The sequence below is a fragment of the Burkholderia sp. BE12 genome (assembly GCF_002959955.1).
Taxonomy (GTDB): Bacteria; Pseudomonadota; Gammaproteobacteria; order Burkholderiales; family Burkholderiaceae; genus Burkholderia.
This window is the reverse complement of sequence record NZ_PREY01000003.1, coordinates 51,858-76,124: the sequence shown is the minus strand read 5'-3', so window position 1 is coordinate 76,124 and position 24,267 is coordinate 51,858. Positions and strand designations below refer to the sequence as shown.

The window sequence follows — 24,267 nt, the reverse complement described above, 5'->3', positions numbered from 1 at the left end:
AAAAACGTTGAAGCGGAGAAGGGGCTTCCCGGTCTGTCCTGCGGACCGTGCGCGGATCACCACAGCGTCTTGACGTGCGCGTACGCGCGGATTTTTTCGTCGCGGGTGATGAGCGGGGCGCCGAGCCGCCGCGCGGTTGCAACGATCATGCGATCGGCCGGATCCTTGTGGAACGTGCCGGGCAGATCGGTGGATTTCGCGGCGATATCGGCATCGACCGGCACGAAGCGCATGCCGTCGATTTGCGCGACGGTGGCGAGCCACGCGTCGACATCCATCGTCAGTGCGAGGCGGTCGTTGCGCACCAGCATCGCAATCTCCCACGCGGAGATGGCGGATGCGGCGAGCGCGCCTTCGCTGCGTGCACGATCGATCGCGCTTCGCGCCTTCCTGCTGAGCGCAGGGTCGCCCGCTACCCACCACACCAATGCATGCGTATCCAGCACGATCACCGCGACGCCTCCCAATCATCTTCCGCAATCGGATCGAGAGGATTGTCGTAGCGCATGACCGAACCGCGCAATATGTCCAACGGCTGAGCTTCGCGCGAGCGATACGGCCGGATCTCGAGCGTCGGTTTGCCGTGGTCGGTGACGATCAGGCTTTCGCCCGACGCCTCGACGAGCCGGAAGTATTCGAGTGCGCGAGCCTTGAATTCGGATTTCGATACGGGAGCGTGCGGCATCATGATATGAGCATGGTCATTTGACGATGGTCATTTTAGACCCGCTGTTCGACGCGGCGCAAGCGCCTGAGCGTTACCGGCTCACGCTACGCATCCGCCCACTTCCTCAACAGGTTGTGATAAATCCCGGTCAATGAAATGACCACCGGATCCTTCGCTCCTTTTTCGGCGGAAAGCGCCTGAATCTGCGTATCGAGCTGAAACAGCAGCGTGCGGTCGCCATCGTCGCGCACCATGCTTTGGATCCAGAAGAACGAGGCCACGCGCTCGCCGCGCGTCACGGGCGTCACGTGATGCAGGCTCGACGCCGGATACAGCACGAGATCGCCCGCCGGCAGCTTCGCGCGATGCACGCCGTACGTATCCTCGACGCACAGCTCGCCGCCGTCGTACGCGTCGGGTTCCTCGAGGAACAGCGTCGCCGACAGGTCGCTGCGCACGCGAAAATCCGTGCCGCGCAGCAGCCGGATCGCGTTGTCGACGTGCGTGCCGAACGTCTCGCCGCCTTCGTAGCGATTGAACAGCGGCGGAAACACCTTGAGCGGCAGCGCCGCCGAAAAGAACAGCGGATGGCGCGCGAGCGCGTCCTGGATCGCGTCGCCCACCGCGCGCGCGGCTGGCGCGCCTTCCGGCAATTGCCGGTTGCGTTTCGCGAGCGCCGATTGCGCGCCGGACGTGGCGTTGCCGTCGACCCATTCGGCGGCATCGAGCAGGTCGCGGCATTGCGCGACTTGCGCCCGGGTCAGTACGCCGGGGATATGAAGCATCATGATGCGGATTCCATTGCGTGCGGCGCGAGTTGCATGGCTGCCGCACGAAAAGCGTCGACCGGCGACGATACGAGATACGCGCGCATCTTCGCGACGAACGCAGGTGTCGCGGTGGCCGGCACGCGAGCGAGCCAGACGAGCGCTTCGTCGACGCGCCCGCGCTCGGCGAGCAGCCGCGCATAGTTGAACTGGCCGCGGAAGTCGCCGGCAACGGCGGCGCGGCGATAGTGGTCGAACGCGGCGTCGGAGTCGACCGATACGACCCAGCCGTCCTCGTAGAAGCCGCCGATCAGATTGATCGATTTCGCATGGCCGAGCGCGGCTGCGCGGCGGAACCAGTCGAGCGCGTCGGCGCGGTTCTCGTCGACGCCGTTGCCGAGCGCCAGTGCGGTCGCGTAGTTGTACATGCCCCAGTCGAGGCCCGCCTGTGCGGCGAGCCGGTACCAGTACACGGCGACCGGCGCGCAGGCGGCCGTTCCCCAGCCGAACTCGTAGCAGCGCCCGAGCATGTTCATCGCCATCGGGTGGCCGGCCCGCGCCGCGTGCCGGAACCAGTTGAGCGCGGCGGCCGGATCGCGTGCGACGCCGTGCCCGTCGAGCAGGTATTGCCCGTAGACGGCCTGCGCGTCGACGATGCCGTGATCGGCCGCCGCCGCGACCCACGCGGCGGCGCGCTCGGGCGGCCCGGCCAGGATGTCGGCGAACTCGCGCGGCGATACCGACGCGAGTGCCTTCAGCGACACGCCCTCCATCGATCAGTAGCGCGCGTTCAGCGTGACGAACGCCGAGCGGCCCGGTGCGATCGACGCATAGTGCGCCGGATACGCCTGATCGAAGTAGGTGCGGTTGAACAGGTTGTTCACGTTCAACTGCAAGTCGAGCTTCTTGTTGATCCGGTACTGCGCCATCGCGTCGAAGCGCCAGTACGACGGCACGGCGCGCAGGTTCGCGGGATCGCCGAACACTTCCGACATGTAGAACGCGCCGCCGCCGACCGTGAACTTCGGCGTGACGTCGTAGTTCGACCACATCGTGAGGCTGTGCTTCGGCGTGTTCGGGAAGCGGTTGCCGTTGTTCGCGGCGTCCTTGCCGTTGTCGCGCAGCGCGCTCTTCATGTACGTGTAGCCGCCGAACACCTGCCACTGCTTCGTGACCTGGCCGGCGAGGCCGAGCTCGAGGCCCTGCACGCGCTTGTTGCCGACCATCGCGTACTGGTTGTTCGGCAGCGTCACGCGTGCGTTCGTCGTGTCGATCTGGAACAGCGCGGCCGTCAGCGACAGCTTGTCGTTCAGCACGTTCCATTTGGTGCCGAGCTCGATGCTGCGGTTCTTTTCGGGCGCCATCTGGTCGGCGTTCGGGCCGGCGCCGCCGCGGCCCGGCGTGAGCGACTGCGTTTCGCTGCCTTCGCCGAGCAGCATGCCGGCAGGTGTCGACGACGTCGCATACGACGCGTAGATGCTGCCGTTCCGCGCGGGCTTGAATACGAGGCCGGCCTGCCAGTTGAACAGCGTGTCGTCGCGCGTATAGGTCTTGCCGCCGTTGGCCCGGGTATCGGTGAAGCGGGTCGAGTAGTCGTCGACGCGCACGCCGCCGTTCACCTGCCAGCGTGGCGTGAGCTCGATCGTGTCGAAGCCGTAGATCGACTTCGTCGTCGTGCGCGCGTGCGCGTAGTCGTTGTTGCGCGTGATCGAACCGGCCCACGGATCGTTCGGGTTCGGCGACCAGAGGCTCGTGCAGTTGTAGCCCGACGGCGCACCGATGCCTTTCTGGCAGATCTTGCCTTCATTCGTCGCGACCTTGTACGTGTCGCGCTTGCCCCATTCGCGCGACAGCTCGATGCCGGTCGTGAAGCTGTGCTTGAACGGGCCGGTGCGGAATTCGCCGAACAGCTCGGTCAGGTTCGCGAGGCTGTTGATCGAGCTGTCGCGGTTGTTGTTGCGGCGCCAGACCTTGCCGTTTACCACGTTGCCCTTGCTGTCGTCCGGCTGCGTCCAGATGTAGTCCTGCGTGGACTCGGTGTAACGCGTGGTGTTGCGGATCGTCAGCGACGACGTGATGTCGTGCTCGATCTTGATCGTGCTGATGTCCGACGTGGTCTTGCGGAAGTCGCGGTCGATCAGCCCATAGAAGTTGTGGCGATCGACGTTTGCCGGGCCGTCGGTGACGCCCTTCGGGATGTTGACGCCGTAGACGTACGGGATGCCGCCGTCGGGCATGTCGTCCGTCTGCAGGTGGTAGTAGCTCGCGGTGACGCGCGTCGGCGTGCCGAGGCCGAACGCGATCGACGGCGCGACGCCCCAGCGCTCGTTGTTGACGGCGTCGCGGCCGGCGACGTCGTTGTTGTGGCTCATCAGGTTCAGGCGGAACGCGGCGTGATCGGCGAACTGCCAGTTGCCGTCGGCGGTGAAGCGGCGATAGCGGTCGGTGCCGAGGCCCGCGCTCGCGGCGGCCGTCGTGCCGAGATGCGGGGCCTTCGTGATCAGGTTGATGCTGCCGCCGGCGCCGCCGCGGCCGCCGTACGCGCCATCGGAGCCCTTGGTGACCTCGACGCGCTCGGTGTTGAAGATCTCGCGCGTGGTGGCGCCCGTGTCGCGCATGCCGTCGACGAACATGCTGCCCTGCGTGTCGTAGCCGCGGATGAACGGACGGTCGCCGAGCGGGTTGCCGCCTTCGCCGGCGCCGAACGTGATGCCGGGCACCGTGCGCAGCGCTTCGGTCAGCGTTGCCGCGCCGCTGTTCTGGATCAGTTCCTGCGGGATCACGGTGACGGATTTCGGCGTGTCGACGAGCGGCGCGGTGAATTTCGCGGAAGCGGAAAAGTCGGCCTTGTAGCTGTGCTCGGTCTTGCCCTGGATCTCGATCGGCGCGAGGTGGCCTTCAGTACTGGCGGGCGCCGCGGGCGGCGTGCCGTCGGCGAACGCGGGGCTTGCGGCGAGCACGCTGCACAGGGTGGTGAATTTACCGAGCTTCAGCTCGTCGGGACGGGACTTCATGGTGCGCTTGGACCTCGCGGTGTGGCCCCGGGGCGCTGCGGAAATGTGCATGCCGTCGGGAATTATTACGATTTGTTTTCAGCCGGCATTCTATGTAATTTTTTATTGAATGAGAAGCGTTCTTGTTTGTGTTTGTAAGGAAATTGTTGACGAATGTTGCGGGGTGGTTGCGGGGCGGCGGGGGTGCGGGAATGGCCAAATGGCCGATTGTGGCGGGTTCGTCGGGCGGGCTAGAGTGATTGCGCCGCGGGGTTATCTGCATGACATCAAGGTGATAATATGACTGCATTGAAAGCAATCGTAGTGGAGTGCATCATGCCAGTGATCACCGTTCGAAATTTGTCCGACGAAGTACATCGCGCCCTTCGGATCCGTGCGGCGCAACATGGGCGCAGCACCGAAGCCGAGGTGCGCGACATCCTCGAGCAGGCCGTTCTGCCCGGCGGGCGTCTCAAGCTGGGCACGCTGCTGGCGGAAATCGGGCGAGAGGCGGGCGGCGTTGATTTCGACGTCGAGCGCGACAAGACGCCAACCCATCCGATGAGCTTCGAATGATTCTTGTTGATACGAACGTCATGTCCGAGCCGCTGCGGCGCGAGCCGAGCGCGGCCGTGGTCGAGTGGCTCGATGCGCAGAACGTCGAGACGCTGTTTCTTGCCGCGATCAGTCTTGCCGAAATGCGGTTCGGCGTCGCGGCATTGCCGGAAGGGCGAAGGCGGGAATGGCTGCACCAAAGCATCGAGCAGCGTGTCGTGCCGGTGTTTCGAGGCCGGATCCTGCCGTTCGACGAAGCGGCGAGCAAAGCGTATGCAGGCATTCGTGCGCGGGCCCGTGCGGTGGGCAGTGCAATCGCGCCCGCCGATTGCTTTATCGCAGCGACGGCCGAGGCGAACAACCTGATCATTGCGACGCGCGACGTCGCGCCATTCGAAGCGGTAGGGCTGCGGGTGATCGATCCGTGGGCGGCGTAGTGGTCGATCGTTCGACCGTTCGTCGCATGTAAAAAAAGAAGAAGCGCGCCGGGCAACCCGACGCAGGACGGGGCACCCGATTTGGGGCACCCTCGGCCGTTCCTTGTCAGTCGATTCCGTGAAACACCGCATCCTCCGGCCCGAGGTACGCCGGCGGGCGCCACGTCGCGTCGCGCATCGAATGCTGGACGAGATTCTCGACGCCGAGCAGTACCGCGAAGATCGCCATCCGCACCGGAATGCCGTTGTCGGTCTGCCGGAAGATCGCGAGACGCGGGTCGCGGTTCAGGTCGACCGACAGGTCGTTCGCGCCGGGCCGGCTGTCGCGCGGCAGCGGGTGCATGATCAGCGTGTCGGGCTTGCACACCGAGTCGACGAGCGCCTGGTTGATCTGGAAATCCGGCGTGTAGCCTTCGAACGACTCGTCGGTGAAGCGCTCCTTCTGGATCCGCGTCGCGTAGACGACATCCGCGCCGCGCAGCCCGGCCGCGAGGTCGGTCGTCTGCTCGACGACATGGCCATTCGTCGCGATCTGCTCGACGATGTACGCCGGCATCTCGAGCGTCGGCGGCGATACGAGCGTGAACTTCAGCCCGCGGTACAGCGCGAGCAGCTTGACGAGCGAGTGCACGGTGCGGCCGTACTTCAGGTCGCCGACCAGCGCGATGTGCGCGCCGTCGACGATCTTGCCGAGCCGCGAAAACTCGCGCTGGATCGTATAGAGGTCGAGCAGCGCCTGGCTCGGGTGCTCGCCGGGGCCGTCGCCGCCGTTGATCACCGGCAGGTTGGTCGCGCGCGCGAATTCGGCCACCGAGCCTTTTTCCGGATGGCGGATCACGAGCGCGTCGACGTAGCCGGCCATCACGCGGCTCGTGTCGTAGATCGATTCGCCCTTGGCCATCGACGAGAAGGTGAAGCCCGTCGTGTCGCATACCGAGCCGCCGAGCCGGCAGAAGGCCGCGCCGAACGACACGCGCGTGCGCGTGCTGGCCTCGAAGAACAGGTTGCCGAGCACGGCGCCTTCGAGCACGCGCGAAATCTTGTGGCGTCGCGCGATCGGCTGCATGACATCGGCCACGCGGAACAGCGCCTCGACCGAATCCCGCGAGAACTGGTCGACCGAGATCAATTGCGGCTTGCCTTCGAACAGGAATTGCTTCGCGAGCCCTTGTTTGTCTACGCTTTGCGTATAGTTCTCGCTGTCCGGCGTCGGGCGCTCGACGATTTCCGACACGAAGCGCTCGACGATCTCCGGCATGCCGCGCGATTCCTGCGAATCGTCCGGAAGCAGCCATGTATCCAGTGCGCGTCGGCTGACGCCGATGCGATTCGCGAATGCCTCGCGGGTCATGTTGAGGCGGCGCATCGCGTCGCGGAGGAAGGCTTGCTGGGGAACGGTCATCGGCGGCTCCTGACGGAAAATATACGCGGTGCGTATATTAGTTCGTGGCGCAATGAAGTCAAGAAAAATCTGTGCGTATGCGTGGTGTGGCGCGCGGCACTCGGTGGGGCCGTACTGGCGCACGGCGTGCGTCTCCGTATAATCAGGTCAGGCCCCGTGTCCGGCAGCGTGCCGGGCGCCGCGCCATAAACGATTCGCCCGGTCGGGCTTGTTGATTCGAAGGAGAATGAGAATGACGCGTACGATTGCTGCAATGCTGCTGGTGGTGACCGCGGCGCTTGCCGGTTGCAATACGATGGCCGGCATGGGCCAGGATATTTCGAAGGGCGGCCAGGCGATCAGCGACTCGGCTGAAAAGGCCAAGTAAGCCGACGGGTTCCGGAATGCAGAAGGCGCCGGGCCTTCCCGCGATTGCGGGTAGGCCCGGCGCCTTTTTACGTCCAGCTCGACGCCGGCAGCGTCAGGCGCGTTCCACGAACGCGTAGCGGCCTTCGACCTTGCGCGGCGTGAACCAGCCGTAGTCGGGGAACAACCGGTTGCGGACGAACCACACGTAACCGACCAGCACGACCGTGATCGCGAGGCTCGGCAGCGCGGCCGACGGATCGCGCCCGAGATCGGCGACGGTCTTCGGCATCTGCAGCAGCGACAGCAGGATGAACGCGTGATACGCGCCCACACGATTGGTCGCGAAGCCCCAGATGAACAGCAGCGACAGCGGCACGGTCAGCGCAAGGAAGACGGTGACGAGGACGCCGCCGGCGCCCGATGCGAAGAAGTAGTACGCAAGCAACAGGCTGATGACCAGCTGGGCGATGCCGAGCGCGATCAGGATTCGGATGTGCACCTTGTTCTTGCGGCAGCGTTCGGGGTCGGGGCGCGACGCGATCAGGTGCGCGAGCACGCGATCCTTGAGCCCCTGTCCGGACAGTTCGGCCAGTGCATCGGCCTTCCTCGTTCCCGCGGATAGCAGCACCGCGATTCTTGTTTTGGCTTCCTTCCTGTTCATTGCGTGGCGGATTGTTGTTGGATGGTTGTCAAAGGGTCCGGCCACGCGAATATTGCATCTTGCGCAGTCGCGCGCAACGGTTTTGCGGTGCGCGGACACATTCCTACAGTCGCCGGCTGCGCTGCGGGAAGGCGGGATGGCGGGAATCGACGGGCGATGCGACGGCAGGAGGCCGCCGCCGTTTCCGCAGGAAGCGATGAACGCGGGTCAGTCGGGAGCGGTCTGCGCGACGAGCGTCCCGCGTGATTCGACGGGCGGCCCGCGCCGTCGCGTCGCGCCGACGAGCATGCCGGCGACGACGAGCGCGATGCCGGCGACACGCGTGCCGGTCAGCGTTTCACCGAACAGCGCGACCGCGAACAGCACGGCCGAAACCGGCGCGACCGCCGTGAATAGGGCCGCCTCGGTGCCGCTCGTGCGTGCCGAACCCGCATACCAGCACAGGTAGCCGAGCACGGTCGGGATCAACGCGTAGTACACGATCGCCGACACGGCGCCGACGGTCCAGCCGCTCGCCACCGCACGCCATTCGAACGCGGCCGGCACGAGTGCGAGCACGAAGCCGAGGCCCGACATCGCGGTGGAAAGCGCGAGCGGCGGCAACGGCGCGGCAAGCCGCCGGTTGAGCAGGATGAAGACCGCTTCGCAGGCGACGGCCGCCAGCACCAGCGCATCGCCGGCAAGCGTCTGGAGCGACGGCATCGCGTGGCCCGGCGCGAACGTGACGAACAGCACGCCGGCCGTGGCGAGCGCGGCGGCCAGCCAGTCGCGCGGCGTCTGCCGCTCGCGCAGCACGACGGCCGCGATCAGCGTCGACATGGCCGGCAGCGTGCCGAGCATCACGCCCGCATCGAGCGGCGACGACAGCTTCGTGCCGCTGATCAGCAGCACCGTATAGCCTACGCCGCCCGCCGCGGCCTGGATGACGAGCAGCACGGCGTCGCGTGCGCAAATGCGCGGCCAGCGCATGCGCTGCGCGCGCATCAGCGCGAACAGCAGCGGGGTCGCGATCAGGAAGCGCAGCGCGGTGGCCGCGAACGGCGGCAGGCCGCCGGCCGCGAGACGGCTCGCGATGACGGTGCTGCCGACGCCCGCCATCGCGGCGGCGAGATAGAGATAGCCGATCAGTCGTGTCTTCATGCGCCGCATCGTCGCGTACGGCGGCAGGATGCGTCTTGAACGAAATTGCAGCGGCAGAGGCGTGGAATGCGGTGTGCCGTCGACAAGCACCGACGTAATAGGTCGCGGCTGCCATCGAGGTGGCCACCGCCTTCGAATGCAATGTGCCCGGCGGCCCCGCGCTGCGCGGGCGATGGCGTTACTTAACCCGCCTGCGTGAACCGCCCCGGCGTGATCCCGAACTGGCGCGCGAACGCGCGCGTCAGGTGGCTCTGATCGGCGAAGCCGGCTTCAACCGCGGCATCGGCGATCGGCAGGCCGCTGGCCAGCAGCGCGCGCGCCAGCCGCGTGCGCTGCTGAACCAGATACGCATGCGGCGTGATGCCGAGCTCGCGCGCGAAGCCGCGCAGCAACTGGAAGCGGCTGACGCCACTCAGGTCGGCCAGCTCGGCGAGCGACACGGCTGCGCCCGGCGCTGCGTCGAGCCGCTCGCGGGCGACGCGGACCGCCGGCGCGACGCCCGCCGCCGGCAGCGTGCGGTTTGCGTGTCGGGCGAGCAAACCTGCGACGAGCATCACGAGCGCTTCGTCGCGGGCCAGCGGCTGGGTTTCGCCTGCGACGATGCGCGCATGCAGACGGCCGACGGCGGCCGCGAGCCGCGCGTCGCGCACGGCTGGATGCGCGAGCTCGACGCCGCCGAGGCCTTCTTCCGCCGCGACGCCCGCGACAAGCGCGGGGGCGAGGTACAGCATCCGCCAGCGCCGGCCGGTGCTGGCTTCGAGCGGCGAGCCGTCGTGCATCTCGCCGGGGTTGACCATGATCGCGTCGCCGGCCAGCGCGTCGACCTGCCCGCGGCCGCTCCACGACCGGTGCGCACCGCTGACGATCACGCCGACCCCGAATTCGTCGTGCGCGTGGCGCGGAAACGCGCGATCGGATTCGAGGCTGATTGCCTCGATGCCTTCGCCGGTGCGTCGGTAGTGGGTGACACGGTGCATGGGTGCTCCTCGCGCCGGTTGCGGCGCGGATCACGTGCACTTTAGCGCGTTCCGGCGCCGCGCGCCCTTCATCCTTTTGGGGGATACCGCGCCGCGCGCGCAGCCCGCACCATGTGCACGTGAGCAGCGTACACGGCCCGCCGGGCCTGAAGCTGCGCGGGAGACGGCAGGTGGAACGACAGGATCCGGTATTCATTCAGGTGGGCGCGCTGGCGGACGGCTTCGCGCCGGAAGCGAACGTCCTCGCACCCGTCGACGCGCTCGTCGGGCGGACGTTGACGCTCGGCGACGCATCGGGCACGTGGCGCCTCTATACGTTCGAGCCGGGCGCGCTGCAGTGGCGCGATACGGCGACCGATACGGGCGGCCGCGCGTCGTGCCGCGTGACGCGGCTGCGGGACGGCCTGTACTTCGTCGACTACATCGATGCCACCGCTCGGGCGACCTCGGTGAGCCTCGTGATCGATCTCGACACCGGCGTGTGGACGTCGGTCGTCGGTACGCTGCCGACGGAAGCCGACACGCGCATCGATGCGTTCACGCGCGTCGCGCGCGGGCTGCCGCTGACGGCCGTCGATGTGCAATTCCGGCACGGCACGCTCGGCGGCCATGCCCGGCCGGGGCCGCTGCATGCGCCCACGCGCGAGCTGATCGGCAAGCGGACGATGTACCGCTACAGCCCGACCGAATGCTACGAGCACATCTACCTGAACGAGAATTTCTACGCGTGGCAGTGCCTGCAGGGCGTCGAAGGCGGGCTGGCCGATGTCGACCGCTGTCATTACTTCAGGATCGCGGACGAGCTGTATCTGTTCGTGTGGCGCGAAAAGGTGGTGCCGACGCTCGGTGTCGTGCTGATCGACCTTGCGCAGCGCAAGACCGACGGCAAGATTTTCGGCTATCAGGGCGGCGATTTCGGCACGCTGTCGAATTTCCAGATCGGCGCTTACGCGCAGGTGCTGAACGAAACCGTGCACCCGCTCGGCGGCGAGGCGCGGCGATGACGGCCGTGCCGGGCAGCGGCCGCCTGCGTGCGGATTTCAGCGGGCGTGTCGTGCTCGTCACGGGCGCCGCGCAAGGGATCGGCGCGGCGATCGCGCGCCGTTTCGCGGAATCCGACGCGTTCGTCGCGGTCGCCGACCTGAACGGCGACGCGGCAGCCGCGCAGGCCGACGCACTGGCCGGCGCGGGCGGCGAGGCACGCGCATACCGGGTCGATGCCGCGAGCCGGGATGAACTGGGTGTGCTCGTCGCGGCGGTCGAGCGTGACGGCGGACGGCTCGATGTCGTCGTCCACAATGCCGCGTATTTTCCGTTGACGCCGTTCGTCCGGATCGACGAACCGACGCTCGAGCGCACGCTGTCGGTCAACCTGTCGGCGCTGTTCTGGCTTGCGCAGGCCGCGTTGCCGGCATTCGAGCGCGCGGGGGCCGGGCGGCTGCTCGTCACGTCGTCGGTGACGGGGCCGCGCGTCGCCTATCCGGGGCTCGCGCATTACGCGGCGTCGAAGGCCGGCGTGAACGGCTTCATTCGGGCGGCGGCGCTGGAGCTGGCGCGCCGCAACGTGACGGTCAACGGCGTCGAACCGGGGATGATCCGCACGCCGGCGGCCGACAATCTCGGCGACGCGTCGGTCGCGGCGCAAATCGCACGCGACATTCCGCTGGCACGGATGGGCGAGCCGGAGGACATCGCGAACGCGATGCTGTTTCTCGCCTCGGCCGATGCGGCATACATCACCGGGCAGACGATCGTCGTCGACGGCGGAGCGACCTTGCCGGAGAGCGGGGCGGTGCTGGGATAGCGGCGAGCCAGCGAGGGCGGTGGCCGCGGCGAGGCCGCGCCGGCGTCGGCGTGCGGCCCCGCACGATGCGAGCCCGTGCCGTCCGCCGCTGCCGCCGCGACTACAGCCAGCCGTTGCGGATGAATTCGACGATCGAATAGCGACGATGCTCGAGATCGTGCTGCCGGACGGCCTCGACGATGCGCGATACGCCATCCGCATAGGGCGTCGCGCCGGATACGCGCGATTCGAACTGGAGGCTGCATGCGCCGTCGTCGATGCGTATCCGGTGAACCGCATGGCGGCCGAGCTGATCGTCGGGGATGCCGAATTCGCCGCGCTGCACGGCCGGGTCGCGCACGGAGCGGATGTCTTCCGGCGGCACGCCGAGTGACCGCGCGATGCCGACGGCCGTGCCGGGGACGGACGTCTTGCCGGCCTGATGCGATTCGGTCACGTTGATCTCGCAGTCGCGAAACAGGTGGCCGCTGGTTTCCAGCATGCTCATGAACTTGAGCATCAGGATGTTCGTGTTCGGACACAGCACGATCGGAAAGCCGTACGCCCCGGTTTCGAGGTCGGAGCCGGTCGACAATTCGACGAGCGGCGACGCGGTGGCCTGGCAGAACGCGATCGCCGCGGCGAGTTCGCGGCCGGAACCGGCATGGACGACGATCGACCGGGCGTCGGTCCGCGTGCCGTCCGACCATGGCATCACGCGACAGGTGGCCGGGTCGAGCTTGTGCGAGCCGAGCAACTCGTTGGCGAGCTTGCCGGTTCCGATGACGAGTACTTGCATGGGATGGACGGGTTGAGGTTCGGGATGCGAGCTGGCGGTGACACGGGCGGCGGGCAGGCCGGCCCGGCCATCGTGCCGCACGCCACGTCTGGCGGGCATCGCGCATTATGCCCGGCCATCCGACTGCGCGCTTGCCGGGCTTCGCCGGCGATGCATGGATTGCGATCCGTCTCGCGATGCCGCCGCCGCGCCGGCGCCCGGTAACCACGGCGAAACGACGGACGAACCGCGTCACCGCACCCGCATCGCCGTGCGCACGAACGCGTGAACGGCGCTACGCTGTCGGCATTTCATCCCATCACCCTCGATCCAGGAGAACACATCGATGGAACACGACCTGAAAGGCAAGGCAGTCGCGATCACCGGCGGCTTCGGTCATCTGGGCGTCGCGACGGCTGCGTGGCTCGGCGCGCGCGGCGCACGCGTCGCGCTGATCGGCCGCGGCGCGGCCCCGGCGGTGCAGGCGCTGCCCGGCGTGCCGGCCGATGCGCTGCGCATCGGCGGCATCGATCTCGTCGATCCGCAGGCCGCCGTGCAGGCGCTCGAAACGGTCAACCGCGAATTCGGCCGGGTCGACGCGCTGCTGAACATCGCCGGCGCATTCGCGTGGCAGACGATCGCCGACGGCGACGCCGCCACGTGGGACCGCATGTACGAACTGAACGTGAAGACGGCGCTGAACGCATCGAAGGCCGCGCTGCCGTATCTGGTGGCGAGCCAAGCCGGCCGCATCGTCAACATCGGCGCGGGCGCGGCGTTCAAGGCCGGCGCGGGGATGGGCGCGTATGCGGCCGCGAAGGCGGGTGTCGCGCGGCTCACCGAGGCGCTGGCGGCGGAACTGCTCGATCGCGGCGTGACCGTGAACGCGCTGCTGCCGAGCATCATCGACACGCCGCCGAACCGCAAGGACATGCCCGACGCCGACTTCTCGCGCTGGGTGCGGCCCGAACAGCTCGCGGCGACGATCGGATTCCTGCTGTCGGACGACGCGCAGGCGATCACCGGTGCGTCGATTCCGGTGAGCGGCCGCGTCGCGTAGCGCGCCGGGGAGGGGCTCGCCGGGGCCGGCCGTGCGTACAATGTCGCACCGGATTGCGCGACCCGAACCCGAGACCATGACTCAGCCCACCATCCTGATCGTCGAAGATGAACAGGCGATCGCGGACACGATCGTCTATGCCCTCGGCACCGACGGCATGCAGACTATCCACTGCACGCTCGGGCAGGCGGCGCTCGAGCGCCTGCGCGACACGCGTGTCGATCTCGTGGTGCTCGACGTCGGCCTGCCTGACCTCGGCGGCTTCGAGGTATGCCGGCGGCTGCGCACGTTCACCGATGTTCCGGTGATTTTCCTGACCGCGCGGCACGACGAGATCGACCGGATCGTCGGGCTCGAGATCGGCGCCGACGATTACGTCGTCAAGCCGTTTTCGCCGCGCGAGCTGGCCGCGCGGGTGCGCGTGATCCTGCGCCGCTTCCACCGGGCGGCCGCCCCGGAACCGGCGCCCGTGACCACACCGGAACCGGCGCCCGTGACCACGCCGGCAGACGCGCCTGCACCGGTCGCCGCCGGCTTCACTCTCGACGCCGACGGTGCGCGCGTGTCGTGGCTCGGCCACGCGCTGGACCTCACGCGCTACGAATTCGGGCTGCTGGCGCTGCTGGTCCGGCATCCGGGGCGCATCTATTCGCGCGAACAATTGATGGATCTCGTGTGGCACGAGGCGCTCGATTCGGCCGACCGCACGGTCGACACGCACGTCAAGACGCTGCGCGCCAAGCTGCGCGCGATTGACCCCGAGCGCGACCCGATCCGCACGCATCGCGGAATGGGCTATTCGCTGCAACCGTAACGACCGGCACCGCCCATGCATATCGGCCTGCGCATCTTCTTCGGTTTTTTCCTGATCGTCGGCCTGGCCGCGCTGATCACGCTGCGCGTATTCGTGCAGGAAGTGAAGCCCGGCGTGCGCGAAGCGATGGAGGACACGCTCGTCGATACCGCGCAGGTGCTGGCGACGCTGGCCGCCGACGACATGGCGAACGGACATATCGCCGACGGCGCGTTCGCCCGGCAGCTCGGGAAACTGCACGAGCGCCCGGTCAGCGCGAACGTGTGGGGCATCCAGAAGAACGCGATCGGTTACCGTCTCTACATCACCGACGCGCACGGCATCGTGCGCTACGACTCGGCCGGCAGCGCGGTCGGGCAGGACTATTCGCGCTGGAACGACGTGTACCGGACGCTGCGCGGCGAATACGGCGCGCGCAGCACGCGCAGCGATCCGAATGACGACGGCAGCACCGTGATGCACGTGGCGGCGCCGATCCGGCGCGGCAACGAGATCATCGGCGTGCTGACGATCGCGAAGCCGAACCAGACGGTCGCGCCGTTCATCGCGCGCAGCCAGCGCAAGATCATGCTGTACGGCGCGTTGCTGATGGGCGGCGCGATCCTGATCGGCGCCGCGTGCACGTGGTGGCTGGTGCTCGGGTTGCGGCGTCTGCAGCGCTATGCGCGTGCGATCGCGGCCGGCGAGCGCGCGTCGATGCCGCTGCAGGGCGCGAACGAGCTGGCCGAGCTCGGGCGCGCGGTGGAAAGCATGCATCAGCGGCTGGAAGACCGGCAGTACGTCGAAACCTACATCCACACGCTCACACACGAGATGAAGAGCCCGCTGGCCGCGATCAGCGGCGCGGCCGAGCTGTTGCAGGAAGACATGCCGGTCGCGAACCGCCGGCGTTTCACCGAGAACATCCGCCGCCAGGCCGGCCGCCTCGAACAGATGATCCGCAAGCTGCTCGCGCTGGCCGAGGTCGAGCAGAAACAGCGCCTGTCGGTGCATGAGCCGGTCGTGCTGCGGCCGGTGCTCGACCAGCTCGTCGACGATATCGAGCCGCGCGCGCGGCAGCGCGGCGTGAGCCTGCGGATCGAGGCGAACGATGCGGCCGATCCGGCGGTCGTCGACGGCGATCCGTTCCTGCTGCGGCAGGCGCTCGGCAACCTGCTCGACAACGCGCTGGATTTCGCGCCGCGGGGCAGCACGATCCGGATCGCGCTCGAGCGGCAGCCGGCGGGCAGGGCGCACGTCGCGGTCGTGCGCGTCGCGGACGACGGCCCCGGCGTGCCCGACTATGCGCTGTCGCGCGTGTTCGAACGTTTCTATTCACTGCCGCGCCCCGATGGGCAGGATCGCAGCACGGGCCTCGGGCTGTGTTTCGTGCGCGAAGTCGCGATGCTGCACCGTGGCCAGGTCGCGCTCGCGAACCGCGCGGAAGGCGGCGCGTGCGCGACGCTCACGCTGCCGTCGGCGGGCTGACCGCGCGCTTCACGCCCGCCACACATTCGCTTCACGCCGGCTTCAATCGCCCTTCACCGGGGCCGCTCATGCTGACCGTACCTTCCACTCCGGTACCTGCCAGCAATGAATCGAGTCCTGTTGTTCAAGTCCATGATTACCGCGTTTCTCGCGCTGGCGATCCTGATCCCGCTGCAGATGGTCCAGAGCATCGTGCGGGAACGCGCCGACTATCGGCAGAGCGCGCTGCAGAGCATCTGGGCGAGCTACGCGGGGCCGCAGACGGTGACGGGGCCGGTGCTCGTCGTCCGTTACACGGAAGTCACGCGTGTGAGTGACGACGCGCGCGCCGGCGGCAAGGCGAAAACCACCCTGAAAAGCGAGACGAAACGGCTGCTCGTGTTCCCGAAGACGCTGAGCGTCGACGGCACGCTGTCGGTCAGCGAGCGCTATCGCGGCATTCACAAGGCGCTCGTGTACGGGCTCGACAGCCGGATGACGGGCACGCTGCCGCTGCCGGACCTGAAGAAGCTGCCGCAAGCCGACGGCCACGTGAGCTTCAGGATCGACGGCACGTATGTCGCGCTCGGCATCGGCGACCTTCGCGGGCTGAAGGCGCAGCCCGACCTGCGCATCGGCGGCAAGCGGATCGACGTGGAGCAGGGTACGCGGCTCGACGGCCTGCGCCAGGGCGTGCATGCGAACGTCGATCTTGAGGCGCTGGCGCAGGCAAACGCAGGGGCGACGGTCGTGCCGTTCAGCATCGGCCTGCCGCTGGCGGGCGCGGAATCGGTCGCGTTCGCGCCGGTGGGCGACCAGAACGACTTCTCGCTGAAATCGACGTGGCCGCATCCGAGCTTCGGGGGCGAATTCCTGCCGGCCGAGCGCAGGATCGATGCGCGCGGCTTCGTCGGCAACTGGCACGTGACGTCGTTCAATACGAAGGCGCGCGAGCAAGTGGCGTCCGGCAACGGCAACGGCGACGGCGGGATCGAGATGGCGTCGGTGTCGGTGATCGAACCCGTGAACGTCTATCTGCAGGCGGAACGCGCGACGAAATACGGCGCGCTGTTCGTGATGCTCACGTTCGCGAGCTTCTTCATGTACGAGCTCGTGAAGCGGCTGCGAATTCACCCGATCCAGTACACGCTGGTCGGCCTGTCGCTCGCGCTGTTCTTCCTGCTGTTGCTGAGCCTGTCCGAACATATTGCGTTCGGCTATGCGTATCTCGCGGCGAGCGGCGCATGCATCGGGCTGCTCGGTTTCTATCTGTCGTTCGTGCTGCACAGCGTGAAGCGCGGCGCGACGTTCGCGGCGCTGCTCGCGATGCTGTACGCCGCGCTCTACGGGCTGCTGCTGTCGGAGGACAATGCGCTGATGCTCGGTTCGCTGCTGCTGTTCGCGATTCTCGCCGGCATCATGACGCTCACGCGCCGCGTCGACTGGTATTCGCTCGGCGCCGCGTGGCAGCCGCTGGCCGACAAGCCGGGGGCGGTGAAGCCGGGTGCGCCCGCGAAGTAAGCGAGCGAGTTGCAGGCAAGCGCGCGCCGGTCGGGAAAGCCGTGACCGGCGCGCGTTTTCACGCGGGCCCGAGACGCTTCACGCATGCGATAGCGGGCGACGAAACCGCGCCAACGGAATTTCGGCGATGGCCGCGATCTCGATCAGCAGGTCGGGATGGTAGAGACGCTCGACCTGGACGGTCGTCGTCACCGGATAGGGCGCGGCGAAGCAGGTGTTGCGGATGTCGCCGGCCTGCATGAATGCGTCGATGTCGGTAGCGTAATGGACGAGCGAGATCACGTCGCGCATCTGCCCGCCCAGTGCGGCCAGCACGTCGCGGATGTTGTCGAGCGTCTGGCGAACCTGAGCGCGCATGTCGCCGGCACCGACGACTTGCCCGTCGCGATCGAGCGCGACCTGCCCCTTCAGATGCACGATCCGGCCGTCGCCCTGGATCATGGCCATCGAGAACGCGCCGAACGGCGCCCAGACTGTCGGTGGATTCACGGCTTCGGCCATCGCGCAGCTCCTGTGGGATCGAAATACGGCCAAACGCAGCGGCATGCCGCGCGCGGCGATCGCGCCATGATAGGCGCGTTCATCGTCGATCCGCCCGGCCTGCCGAACGCGGCGGCGGCCCGGATCGCCCTATACTGACCATTCCACATTACCGGACCACGCCGTGCCGAACCAAGTTTCCGGAGATCCGTCCGTCGACGATCCCCGTCCGACCCCACCTGTACAACCCGAACTGGAAGACTGCTGCAACAGCGGCTGCTCGCCGTGCGTCTTCGACCTGTACGACGAAGCGCTCGCGCGCTATCGCGTCGAGCTGGCCGAATGGGAGGCGCGGCAGGCACAGCGCGAGCCTCACCGATGAACCGGAGGCCGGCGAGTCGCCATGCCGCGCCTGTCTCGCGCCTTTCGTCCGCGTCGGGCTGACGGCGCTGTTTCGTCGCGTGCGCCCTGTCACGCATCCGCATGCAGCCGCCGATGCAGCGGTCCGAGCGCCATCGACAGCGCAATGCAGGCCAGCAACACGACCGTCAGCGTGAACATCGACGTCCTGAATCCCTGCACGTAATCGAGCGCGGCTGGATGCACGCCGAGACGCGCGAAGAACACGCCGCCGATCGTCGCGGCGCCGACCGCCGCGCCGATCTGCAGCATCGCGCTGACCATCCCCGACGCGACACCGGCGCGGGCCGCATCGACTTCCGCGAGCACGATCCGCACGACCGACGGCAGCACGAGCCCTTGCCCGATGCCGATCGCCGCGATGCCCGCATAGAAGCCGGGCCCCGGCGCGCCGTCGCGGGCGAGCGCGGCGGCGCTCGCGACGCCGGCCGCGAGCATCGCGAAGCCGAGCGTGAGCACGCGATACCCGCCGAAGCGGGCGACGAGGCGCGGCATCAGCAGCGGGCTCGCGAGGAAGCCGATCCCGAGCGGCAGGATCGCGAACCCGGACGCGAGCGGCGACCAGTTCAGGCAGCCCTGGAGATAGATCCCGTAGCTCAGGAAGAACGCACTCAGCGTGTAGAACAGGAACGCGAGCAGCAGCCCGAGCGCGACGACCGGGTTGCGGAACAGGCGCACGTCGAGCAGCGGATCGTGGCCGCGCGCGAGCCGGCGCGCTTCGACCGTCAGCAGCGCGCCGAGCATCGGCAGCGCCCCGACGCCGCACGCGATCATCCACAGCGGCCAGCCGGCTTCGCGACCGTGCGTGAGCGGGTACACGAGCATCAGCAGGAACAGCGACATCAGCACCGTGCCCGGCACGTCGATGCGCTGGCCGCGCGGCGCGCGGTTTTCCGGGATGAAGCGCCAACTGCCGATCAGCGCCAGGATGCCGATCGGCAGATTGACGAGGAAGATCGCGCGCCAGCCGAGCCCGAACGGATGCAGGCTGATCAGTGCGCCGCCGCCGAGCTGGCCGATCACGGCCGCAAGGCCGAACGCGAACCCGTAAAAGCCCATCACGCGCACCTGCTCCTGCGGGCTGAACACGCTGCGGATCGTCGCGAGTACCTGCGGCGCCAGGATCGCGGCGAACAGGCCCTGCAGCACGCGGCCGCCGACGAGTACCGTGCCGTTGCCGGCGAGCCCGCACAGCGTCGACGCGAGCACGAAGCCGGCCATGCCGATCATGAACATGCGTTTGCGTCCGTACAGGTCGCCGAGACGGCCGCCGGTGATCTGGACGACCGCGTTCGCGCACGCATAGGCCGACACGACGAGTTGCAGCTCGGCCTGGCGTGCGCCGATGCCGTCGCGAATGGCCGGCAGCGCGAGGTTCACGATGAAGTAGTCGAGCGGCGGCAGAATGGCGCCGACCAGCAGGACCACGAGCGCCCAGCCGTGGTGGCTGCGCGGCGTCGCGGCAGCCGCGCCGGCCGGCGCGCAGGGGGCAAGGGTGTTGTTTGGCATGAAAACAGGATCCGAAAAAATGGGGGCCTGATAGGCGACAGACGCAGGCAGGCCGTTGCCCCATTATTCTGGGCATCGCACATGGTTCGGAAAAGCGGGAAAGAGTGGTAGCATCCATCGGATTAATCGATGGATAAGGAATGACGATGCGCGGTTTCGATCTGGATCAATTGCGCACTTTCGCGGCGGTCGCGGATGCCGGCAGCCTGACGGCCGCCGCGCCGCTGCTGCACCTGTCGCAATCGACGGTCAGCGAGCAGGTGCGCAAACTCGAATCGCGCGCCGGCGTGCCGCTGTTCGTGCGCAGCAAGCGCGGCGTCGAGCCGACGCCGGCCGGCTCGCGGCTGCTGCAACACGCGCGGCGCATCGTCGCGCTGAACGAGGCCGCGTTCGACGAACTGCGCGGGCAGGCGATCAAGGGCGAACTGCGCGTCGCGATCACCGACTATTACCGCACGAATGAAGTCGCGGGCATGCTGGCGCGGCTGCGCGAGTGCTACCCGCAGTTGAGCCTGCACGTGAGCGCGATGAAGAGCGCGGATATCGAAGTGGCGCACGCACGCGGGCAGATCGATCTCGGCGTCGTGATGAACATGTCGAGCGGGCCGTTCCGGCCGGTGTCGGCCGACACGCGCTGGGTGCTGCGTCGCGAACCGCTGTCGTGGGTCGCGTCGCCCGCGCTCGCCGAACAGTTGCCCGAACCGCTGCCGCTGGTGCTGCTGCCGGACGACTGCATGATGCATCAGGTCGCTGTGCGCTCGCTCGACGAACGGCACACGCCGTACGTGCTCGTGCACAGCGCGTCGGGCGTCGCGGGCTTGCAGTCGATGCTCGCGGCGGGGCTCGGGGTCGGCTGCCTGTGCGCGTCGGCGATCGGCGACGGCCTGATGCGGCTCGGCACGAAATACCGGCTGCCGCCGTTGCCCGACGCGGTGTTTTCGCTGACGCCGCCGTTGCCGGGCGAACGCGAGACCGTCGCCCAGGCGCGCGAGGTGCTGTCGCGTCAGCTGCTGATGTAAAACCATGCCGCGCGTCACGCGGCGGCGCGCCCCGACGGGCGCGCCAGGGGGCTACGGGCATGAACGACGACGAACTGAAGAACCAGATGGCCGCGAAGCTGCAGCATGCGCTGGAGCGCGTGGTCGACGAGCGCTCGCTGGTCCACTTCCTGCGCGTGCTCGGCCATGACTGGCACACGGAGCGGCAGCTCGAGGCCGACGCGCCGCTGTCGCCGTATGCCCACGCGGCGCTCGGCTGGGAAAACCGTTCGATCGGCGAATACCTGGAAGCGATGATCGATTGGGCCGAGGCGTCGGAAGAGGGGCTGCGCGACTACGACGTGCCCGAGAACCCATGGCGGCGCATCGCCGACATCCTGTTCGCCGGGAAAATCTACGAATAACGCGGCCCGGGCGATTCACGCACGCCGCTTTCTACTCGGCGACTTCACCGTCCGCATACGCACGCAACCCGTTGGCCAGTGCATCGAACACGGCCCGGCAGCGCGGGCTTGTCCGCAGGTCTTCGTGCATCACGACCCAGGTTTCCAGCCGCATCGCGGGCCCATCCGGCAGCACGCGCACGAGCCGCGCGTCGCGTTTCGCGAGCGCCGTCTGGCAGAAGCCGATCCCGTAGCCGGCGCGGATCATCGCAAGCTGCGCGAGATTGCTGTCGGTGCGCAGCGCGAACGCGTCGCGCTTCCACATCGGCATGCCGCGCCCCGCGGAGCGGATGAACGGCGTGACCGTATCGAAGCCGATCAGCGCGTGGTGCGCGAGCGCGTCGATTGTCGCGGGCGCGCCGTGGTGCGCCAGGTAATCGTCGCGCGCATACAGCCCGACCTCGATTTCGCCGACGCGCCGCGCGACGAGCGCGTCCTGCGCGGGCGGCGCCATCCGGACCGCGATATCGGCCTCGCGCTTCAGCACGTCCTGAATGCGGTCGGTCGGCACCAGTTCGATCACGAGCCCAGGATGGTCGCGCCGCAATTGCGCGAGCATCGGCGGCAGCACCTCGACGGCGATCACGTCGCTGGCCGAGATCCGCACGATGCCGCGCACGCCGGCGCCATGGCTGGCCGCCGCCCGCTCGAACGCGGCCGCCGCGCTGCGCAGCGCCTCCGCATGGCCGCGCAGCGCGAGCGCGGCCTCGGTCGGCAGCAGGCCCGACGGCGAGCGCGTGAACAGCGTCTGGCCGAACGCGGCTTCGAGCGCCGCGACATGGCGGCCGGCCGTCGGCTGCGTGATGCCGAGCGTGCGCGCCGCGCCGGACAGCGAGCCTTCCGTCAGCACCGCGAGGAAGGTGCGGTAGCGTTCCCAGTTCAGATCGGTGGTCATGCATAAATGTATAGCCGATCCATTGGGCTAGGCAATTCCTTGATAGTCGCCGGCGCGCAAGAATGCGTGTCGTGATGGTTCCATTCAAGGAGAGCGGCAATGACGATCGACGCAGGCGGGACGCAACGGCAGGCACTCGTGCTCGGCGCGAGCGGCGGAATCGGCGGGGAAGTCGCGCGGCAGTTGCGCGACGCGGGCTGGCAGGTGCGTGCGCTCAAGCGCGGGCTCGATGCCGAGGTCGTGGAGCGCGACGGCATCGCATGGATGCGCGGCGACGCGCTGGATCGCGATGCGGTCGTGCGCGCCGCACGCGGCTGCGGCGTGATCGTGCATGCGGTGAACCCGCCCGGATACCGGAACTGGGCCACCCAGGTGCTGCCGATGATCGACAACACGATCGCGGCGGCCCGGGCCGCGCAGGCGACCGTCGTGCTGCCGGGCACGGTCTACAACTTCGGCGCCGATGCGTTTCCGGTGCTGCGGGAAGATGCGCCGCAGCATCCGGCCACCCGCAAGGGCGCGATTCGCGTCGAGCTGGAGCGGCGGCTGCAGGACGCGAGCGCGCACGGCGTGCGGGCGATCGTCGTGCGCGCCGGCGATTTCTTCGGGCCGCAGCTCGGCAACAGCTGGTTCTCTCAGGGGCTGATCAAGCCGGGGCGGCCCGTCGCGGCCATCAGCGTGCCGAGCCGCGGCGTCGGCCATCAATGGTCGTATGTGCCGGACGTGGCCCGCGTGATGGTCGAACTGATCGAGCGGAGCGAGACGCTGGAGCCATTCGCGCGATTTCATCTGGGCGGGCATTGGGATGAGGACGGCATGCAGATGGCGCGGGCCGTGCAACGCGTTGCGCAGCGGCACGGCATGCGGCCGGCGCTGCGCGATTTTCCGTGGTGGCTCGTGTGGGTGGCCGCGCCGTTCGTCACGACGCTGCGCGAATTGCTCGAGATGCGTTACCTGTGGCGCGAACCGGTCCGGATGGACAACGCGCGCGTGATCGCGGTGCTCGGCCGCGAGCCGGTGACGCCGCTCGATACCGCGGTGGAGGCGACGCTGGCGGGGCTCGGGTGTCTCGGGTGAGCAAGGAAGGTAGCCCAGGCTGCGCCCCGGGCGCGGAAACGCGTCACGGCGAACCGAAGAACGCCCCGGGCCACAATTCTCCACATACCCGCGTGCGTCCGATGCGCATCATGTCGGTCAACACCGACAAGGAGGAAACGGGGGCGCGATGGGGTATTTCGGATGGAAAACGTCGGTTGCGGGGGCAATCATGTTCACACTGAGCGGGTGTACCAACCTGGCAGGGTTGCTGTACTGCGACAGCGCGCAGTTCAACTTTCCGGACTATCACTGCTTCGAGTCGTACAGGTAGAAACGGGCGCAACGGCCGAAAGCCGTCGTGCCCGTGTCCGTGTCCCGTGCGGTTTTCCGCTCGCCGTTACGCGACGACCGGCAACACCTCGACGGCATAGCGATGCGCGAGGCTGCGTCCGAGCACCGGATCGTGCAGTTCCATCTCGAATGCATCGCCGTCGCCCATCGCCGCGATCGCGCCGTGCACGGCGACCGTGCCGCCATACATCGCGCAGCGTGCGGGCATCGTGCGGCGATCGTCGAACCGCTGCCACAGCACGTCGGGCGCGAGCAGGCCGCTGACCGCGCCGTGCTGGTACGCGAGCCGTTCGCCGTCGCGCGCGATCAGCCACGAACGCATCTCGAGCGCATCCCAGTGATCGGCGACATCCGCATGTCGCCATGCGTCGCGGCCGAGCGGCTTCGCGCACACCTGCTTCGACACGGCGACGCCGTACGCTTCGACTTCGCGATCCGTGTGATCGGAGCCGACCGTGACCAGCGTGCCGGCCGGGCTGTCGACCAGCACGCATTCGATCTCGCCACCCGAGCGCGCGCCGAGCACGCCGATCGACAGCGCCTGCGTGAGCAGCGTGGACGACACGCGATAGAAGCACGGCGTGGTCGACGGCGGCGCGACGCCGAGCGCCGCGAGTTCGTCGATGTGCGCGCGGATCGCGGCCGGATCTCGGCCGGCCCAGCCGGCGATCACGACGCGTTCGACGTCGACGTCGACGGCGGCCGGCGGGCCTTGCAGGGAAATCACGTTGAACGACAGGGTTGGCATGCGGATATCCGTTTGAAGTGCGAAGGAACGAACCGG

27 protein-coding genes are annotated in these 24,267 nt (G+C 68.0%); 13 read left to right on the top strand and 14 right to left on the bottom strand.

The window, feature by feature from the left end; translation table 11 throughout:
- Positions 1-56: 56 nt before the first annotated feature.
- The 5 genes from C4B30_RS04110 to C4B30_RS04090 all read right to left on the bottom strand — a co-directional run bounded on the left by C4B30_RS04110 (position 57) and on the right by C4B30_RS04090 (position 4,448).
- The gene (locus C4B30_RS04110) at positions 57-452 is read right to left on the bottom strand and encodes a type II toxin-antitoxin system VapC family toxin (RefSeq protein ID WP_105131932.1); all 396 of its coding nucleotides are present in this window, start codon (positions 450-452) and stop codon (positions 57-59) included.
- Entirely contained in the window at positions 449-688 is a 240-nt protein-coding gene (locus C4B30_RS04105) for a type II toxin-antitoxin system Phd/YefM family antitoxin (protein ID WP_021158157.1), read from the bottom strand. The genes C4B30_RS04110 and C4B30_RS04105 overlap by 4 nt, the downstream gene beginning before the upstream one ends.
- A gap of 83 nt (positions 689-771) precedes the next feature.
- Positions 772-1,455: a Fe2+-dependent dioxygenase gene (locus C4B30_RS04100; protein WP_027781083.1), complete on the bottom strand. Its 684-nt coding sequence runs from the start codon at positions 1,453-1,455 to the stop codon at positions 772-774.
- A complete protein-coding gene (locus C4B30_RS04095; protein ID WP_105131835.1) occupies positions 1,452-2,207 on the bottom strand; it encodes a tetratricopeptide repeat protein in 756 nt (251 codons plus the stop codon). The genes C4B30_RS04100 and C4B30_RS04095 overlap by 4 nt, the downstream gene beginning before the upstream one ends.
- Before the next feature lie 3 nt (positions 2,208-2,210).
- Positions 2,211-4,448: a TonB-dependent receptor gene (locus C4B30_RS04090; protein ID WP_105131834.1), complete on the bottom strand. Its 2,238-nt coding sequence runs from the start codon at positions 4,446-4,448 to the stop codon at positions 2,211-2,213.
- Positions 4,449-4,763: 315 nt separating this feature from the next.
- Between C4B30_RS04090 and C4B30_RS04085 the strand changes: the two genes are divergently transcribed.
- Positions 4,764-5,003 (top strand): FitA-like ribbon-helix-helix domain-containing protein, encoded by a 240-nt coding sequence (locus tag C4B30_RS04085; RefSeq protein ID WP_027781080.1) that lies wholly within the window; start codon positions 4,764-4,766, stop codon positions 5,001-5,003.
- Entirely contained in the window at positions 5,000-5,419 is a 420-nt protein-coding gene (locus tag C4B30_RS04080; RefSeq protein ID WP_089502055.1) for a type II toxin-antitoxin system VapC family toxin, read from the top strand. Before C4B30_RS04085 ends, C4B30_RS04080 begins: the two co-directional genes overlap by 4 nt.
- A gap of 106 nt (positions 5,420-5,525) precedes the next feature.
- On the opposite strand, the gene C4B30_RS04075 is transcribed toward C4B30_RS04080, so the two are convergent.
- Positions 5,526-6,821, bottom strand: a complete 1,296-nt coding sequence (locus C4B30_RS04075) for an aspartate carbamoyltransferase (protein WP_027781078.1) — start codon at positions 6,819-6,821, stop codon at positions 5,526-5,528.
- A 232-nt stretch (positions 6,822-7,053) separates the two neighbouring features.
- Between C4B30_RS04075 and C4B30_RS04070 the strand changes: the two genes are divergently transcribed.
- A complete protein-coding gene (locus C4B30_RS04070; RefSeq protein ID WP_027781077.1) occupies positions 7,054-7,188 on the top strand; it encodes an entericidin A/B family lipoprotein in 135 nt (44 codons plus the stop codon).
- 93 nt (positions 7,189-7,281) lie between these two features.
- Here the strand turns inward: C4B30_RS04070 and C4B30_RS04065 are convergent, their stop codons facing one another.
- The 3 genes from C4B30_RS04065 to C4B30_RS04055 form a co-directional block, all read right to left on the bottom strand.
- The gene (locus tag C4B30_RS04065) at positions 7,282-7,830 is read right to left on the bottom strand and encodes a hypothetical protein (RefSeq protein WP_027781076.1); all 549 of its coding nucleotides are present in this window, start codon (positions 7,828-7,830) and stop codon (positions 7,282-7,284) included.
- Positions 7,831-8,037: 207 nt separating this feature from the next.
- Entirely contained in the window at positions 8,038-8,970 is a 933-nt protein-coding gene (locus C4B30_RS04060) for a DMT family transporter (protein WP_105131931.1), read from the bottom strand.
- 182 nt (positions 8,971-9,152) lie between these two features.
- Positions 9,153-9,947 (bottom strand): AraC family transcriptional regulator, encoded by a 795-nt coding sequence (locus C4B30_RS04055; RefSeq protein ID WP_105131833.1) that lies wholly within the window; start codon positions 9,945-9,947, stop codon positions 9,153-9,155.
- Positions 9,948-10,117: 170 nt separating this feature from the next.
- On the opposite strand from C4B30_RS04055, the gene C4B30_RS04050 reads away from it, so the two are divergent.
- Both C4B30_RS04050 and C4B30_RS04045 read left to right on the top strand, forming a co-directional pair.
- Positions 10,118-10,951 (top strand): molybdenum cofactor biosynthesis F family protein, encoded by an 834-nt coding sequence (locus tag C4B30_RS04050; RefSeq protein ID WP_105131930.1) that lies wholly within the window; start codon positions 10,118-10,120, stop codon positions 10,949-10,951.
- Complete coding sequence (locus tag C4B30_RS04045; protein ID WP_105131832.1) at positions 10,948-11,751, top strand: SDR family oxidoreductase; 804 nt, start codon at positions 10,948-10,950, stop codon at positions 11,749-11,751. Before C4B30_RS04050 ends, C4B30_RS04045 begins: the two co-directional genes overlap by 4 nt.
- Positions 11,752-11,851: 100 nt before the next feature.
- Here C4B30_RS04045 and C4B30_RS04040 read toward each other — a convergent pair whose 3' ends face one another.
- Positions 11,852-12,529: a dihydrodipicolinate reductase gene (locus C4B30_RS04040; protein WP_105131831.1), complete on the bottom strand. Its 678-nt coding sequence runs from the start codon at positions 12,527-12,529 to the stop codon at positions 11,852-11,854.
- Between the two features lie 325 nt (positions 12,530-12,854).
- Between C4B30_RS04040 and C4B30_RS04035 the strand changes: the two genes are divergently transcribed.
- The 4 genes from C4B30_RS04035 (at position 12,855) to creD (ending at position 17,349) form a co-directional block, all read left to right on the top strand.
- Positions 12,855-13,568 carry an SDR family NAD(P)-dependent oxidoreductase gene (locus C4B30_RS04035; protein ID WP_105131830.1) on the top strand — a complete coding sequence of 238 codons (714 nt, stop codon included), beginning with the start codon at positions 12,855-12,857 and terminating at the stop codon, positions 13,566-13,568.
- 76 nt (positions 13,569-13,644) lie between these two features.
- Complete coding sequence (creB, locus tag C4B30_RS04030) at positions 13,645-14,382, top strand: two-component system response regulator CreB (protein ID WP_105131829.1); 738 nt, start codon at positions 13,645-13,647, stop codon at positions 14,380-14,382.
- A gap of 15 nt (positions 14,383-14,397) precedes the next feature.
- A complete protein-coding gene (gene creC, locus C4B30_RS04025; protein ID WP_105131828.1) occupies positions 14,398-15,849 on the top strand; it encodes a two-component system sensor histidine kinase CreC in 1,452 nt (483 codons plus the stop codon).
- A gap of 105 nt (positions 15,850-15,954) precedes the next feature.
- The gene (gene creD / locus C4B30_RS04020; RefSeq protein WP_105131827.1) at positions 15,955-17,349 is read left to right on the top strand and encodes a cell envelope integrity protein CreD; all 1,395 of its coding nucleotides are present in this window, start codon (positions 15,955-15,957) and stop codon (positions 17,347-17,349) included.
- A 78-nt stretch (positions 17,350-17,427) separates the two neighbouring features.
- Here the strand turns inward: creD and C4B30_RS04015 are convergent, their stop codons facing one another.
- Positions 17,428-17,850: a RidA family protein gene (locus tag C4B30_RS04015; protein WP_027781067.1), complete on the bottom strand. Its 423-nt coding sequence runs from the start codon at positions 17,848-17,850 to the stop codon at positions 17,428-17,430.
- A gap of 163 nt (positions 17,851-18,013) precedes the next feature.
- On the opposite strand from C4B30_RS04015, the gene C4B30_RS04010 reads away from it, so the two are divergent.
- Positions 18,014-18,211, top strand: coding sequence for an oxidoreductase-like domain-containing protein (locus C4B30_RS04010; RefSeq protein WP_006492647.1), 198 nt, complete (start codon positions 18,014-18,016; stop codon positions 18,209-18,211).
- A gap of 89 nt (positions 18,212-18,300) precedes the next feature.
- Here C4B30_RS04010 and C4B30_RS04005 read toward each other — a convergent pair whose 3' ends face one another.
- Entirely contained in the window at positions 18,301-19,758 is a 1,458-nt protein-coding gene (locus C4B30_RS04005) for an MFS transporter (RefSeq protein ID WP_105131826.1), read from the bottom strand.
- A 146-nt stretch (positions 19,759-19,904) separates the two neighbouring features.
- Here C4B30_RS04005 and C4B30_RS04000 point away from each other — a divergent pair, with 146 nt between their 5' ends.
- Together C4B30_RS04000 and C4B30_RS03995 are read left to right on the top strand one after the other, a co-directional pair.
- The gene (locus tag C4B30_RS04000) at positions 19,905-20,777 is read left to right on the top strand and encodes a LysR family transcriptional regulator (protein WP_089502395.1); all 873 of its coding nucleotides are present in this window, start codon (positions 19,905-19,907) and stop codon (positions 20,775-20,777) included.
- A gap of 59 nt (positions 20,778-20,836) precedes the next feature.
- Positions 20,837-21,160, top strand: a complete 324-nt coding sequence (locus C4B30_RS03995) for a DUF7660 family protein (RefSeq protein ID WP_034185231.1) — start codon at positions 20,837-20,839, stop codon at positions 21,158-21,160.
- A 31-nt stretch (positions 21,161-21,191) separates the two neighbouring features.
- On the opposite strand, the gene C4B30_RS03990 is transcribed toward C4B30_RS03995, so the two are convergent.
- Positions 21,192-22,094 carry a LysR family transcriptional regulator gene (locus C4B30_RS03990; protein WP_105131825.1) on the bottom strand — a complete coding sequence of 301 codons (903 nt, stop codon included), beginning with the start codon at positions 22,092-22,094 and terminating at the stop codon, positions 21,192-21,194.
- A 99-nt stretch (positions 22,095-22,193) separates the two neighbouring features.
- Here C4B30_RS03990 and C4B30_RS03985 point away from each other — a divergent pair, with 99 nt between their 5' ends.
- Positions 22,194-23,171 (top strand): NAD-dependent epimerase/dehydratase family protein, encoded by a 978-nt coding sequence (locus C4B30_RS03985; RefSeq protein WP_105131824.1) that lies wholly within the window; start codon positions 22,194-22,196, stop codon positions 23,169-23,171.
- A 358-nt stretch (positions 23,172-23,529) separates the two neighbouring features.
- On the opposite strand, the gene C4B30_RS03980 is transcribed toward C4B30_RS03985, so the two are convergent.
- Positions 23,530-24,231 carry a DUF2848 domain-containing protein gene (locus C4B30_RS03980; protein WP_105131823.1) on the bottom strand — a complete coding sequence of 234 codons (702 nt, stop codon included), beginning with the start codon at positions 24,229-24,231 and terminating at the stop codon, positions 23,530-23,532.
- Positions 24,232-24,267: the final 36 nt, after the last annotated feature.

Excerpts from the sequence above, each read along its gene's own strand:
- C4B30_RS04105 (WP_021158157.1), bottom strand. The coding sequence starts at position 688 with ATGATGCCGCACGCTCCCGTATCGAAATCCGAATTCAAGGCTCGCGCA.
- C4B30_RS04100 (WP_027781083.1), bottom strand. The coding sequence starts at position 1,455 with ATGATGCTTCATATCCCCGGCGTACTGACCCGGGCGCAAGTCGCGCAA.
- C4B30_RS04095 (WP_105131835.1), bottom strand. The coding sequence starts at position 2,207 with ATGGAGGGCGTGTCGCTGAAGGCACTCGCGTCGGTATCGCCGCGCGAG.
- C4B30_RS04090 (WP_105131834.1), bottom strand. The coding sequence starts at position 4,448 with ATGAAGTCCCGTCCCGACGAGCTGAAGCTCGGTAAATTCACCACCCTG.
- C4B30_RS04085 (WP_027781080.1), top strand. The coding sequence starts at position 4,764 with ATGCCAGTGATCACCGTTCGAAATTTGTCCGACGAAGTACATCGCGCC.
- C4B30_RS04080 (WP_089502055.1), top strand. The coding sequence starts at position 5,000 with ATGATTCTTGTTGATACGAACGTCATGTCCGAGCCGCTGCGGCGCGAG.
- C4B30_RS04075 (WP_027781078.1), bottom strand. The coding sequence starts at position 6,821 with ATGACCGTTCCCCAGCAAGCCTTCCTCCGCGACGCGATGCGCCGCCTC.
- C4B30_RS04070 (WP_027781077.1), top strand. The coding sequence starts at position 7,054 with ATGACGCGTACGATTGCTGCAATGCTGCTGGTGGTGACCGCGGCGCTT.
- C4B30_RS04065 (WP_027781076.1), bottom strand. The coding sequence starts at position 7,830 with ATGAACAGGAAGGAAGCCAAAACAAGAATCGCGGTGCTGCTATCCGCG.
- C4B30_RS04060 (WP_105131931.1), bottom strand. The coding sequence starts at position 8,970 with ATGAAGACACGACTGATCGGCTATCTCTATCTCGCCGCCGCGATGGCG.
- C4B30_RS04055 (WP_105131833.1), bottom strand. The coding sequence starts at position 9,947 with ATGCACCGTGTCACCCACTACCGACGCACCGGCGAAGGCATCGAGGCA.
- C4B30_RS04045 (WP_105131832.1), top strand. The coding sequence starts at position 10,948 with ATGACGGCCGTGCCGGGCAGCGGCCGCCTGCGTGCGGATTTCAGCGGG.
- C4B30_RS04040 (WP_105131831.1), bottom strand. The coding sequence starts at position 12,529 with ATGCAAGTACTCGTCATCGGAACCGGCAAGCTCGCCAACGAGTTGCTC.
- C4B30_RS04035 (WP_105131830.1), top strand. The coding sequence starts at position 12,855 with ATGGAACACGACCTGAAAGGCAAGGCAGTCGCGATCACCGGCGGCTTC.
- creB (WP_105131829.1), top strand. The coding sequence starts at position 13,645 with ATGACTCAGCCCACCATCCTGATCGTCGAAGATGAACAGGCGATCGCG.
- creC (WP_105131828.1), top strand. The coding sequence starts at position 14,398 with ATGCATATCGGCCTGCGCATCTTCTTCGGTTTTTTCCTGATCGTCGGC.
- creD (WP_105131827.1), top strand. The coding sequence starts at position 15,955 with ATGAATCGAGTCCTGTTGTTCAAGTCCATGATTACCGCGTTTCTCGCG.
- C4B30_RS04015 (WP_027781067.1), bottom strand. The coding sequence starts at position 17,850 with ATGGCCGAAGCCGTGAATCCACCGACAGTCTGGGCGCCGTTCGGCGCG.
- C4B30_RS04005 (WP_105131826.1), bottom strand. The coding sequence starts at position 19,758 with ATGCCAAACAACACCCTTGCCCCCTGCGCGCCGGCCGGCGCGGCTGCC.
- C4B30_RS04000 (WP_089502395.1), top strand. The coding sequence starts at position 19,905 with ATGCGCGGTTTCGATCTGGATCAATTGCGCACTTTCGCGGCGGTCGCG.
- C4B30_RS03995 (WP_034185231.1), top strand. The coding sequence starts at position 20,837 with ATGAACGACGACGAACTGAAGAACCAGATGGCCGCGAAGCTGCAGCAT.
- C4B30_RS03990 (WP_105131825.1), bottom strand. The coding sequence starts at position 22,094 with ATGACCACCGATCTGAACTGGGAACGCTACCGCACCTTCCTCGCGGTG.
- C4B30_RS03985 (WP_105131824.1), top strand. The coding sequence starts at position 22,194 with ATGACGATCGACGCAGGCGGGACGCAACGGCAGGCACTCGTGCTCGGC.
- C4B30_RS03980 (WP_105131823.1), bottom strand. The coding sequence starts at position 24,231 with ATGCCAACCCTGTCGTTCAACGTGATTTCCCTGCAAGGCCCGCCGGCC.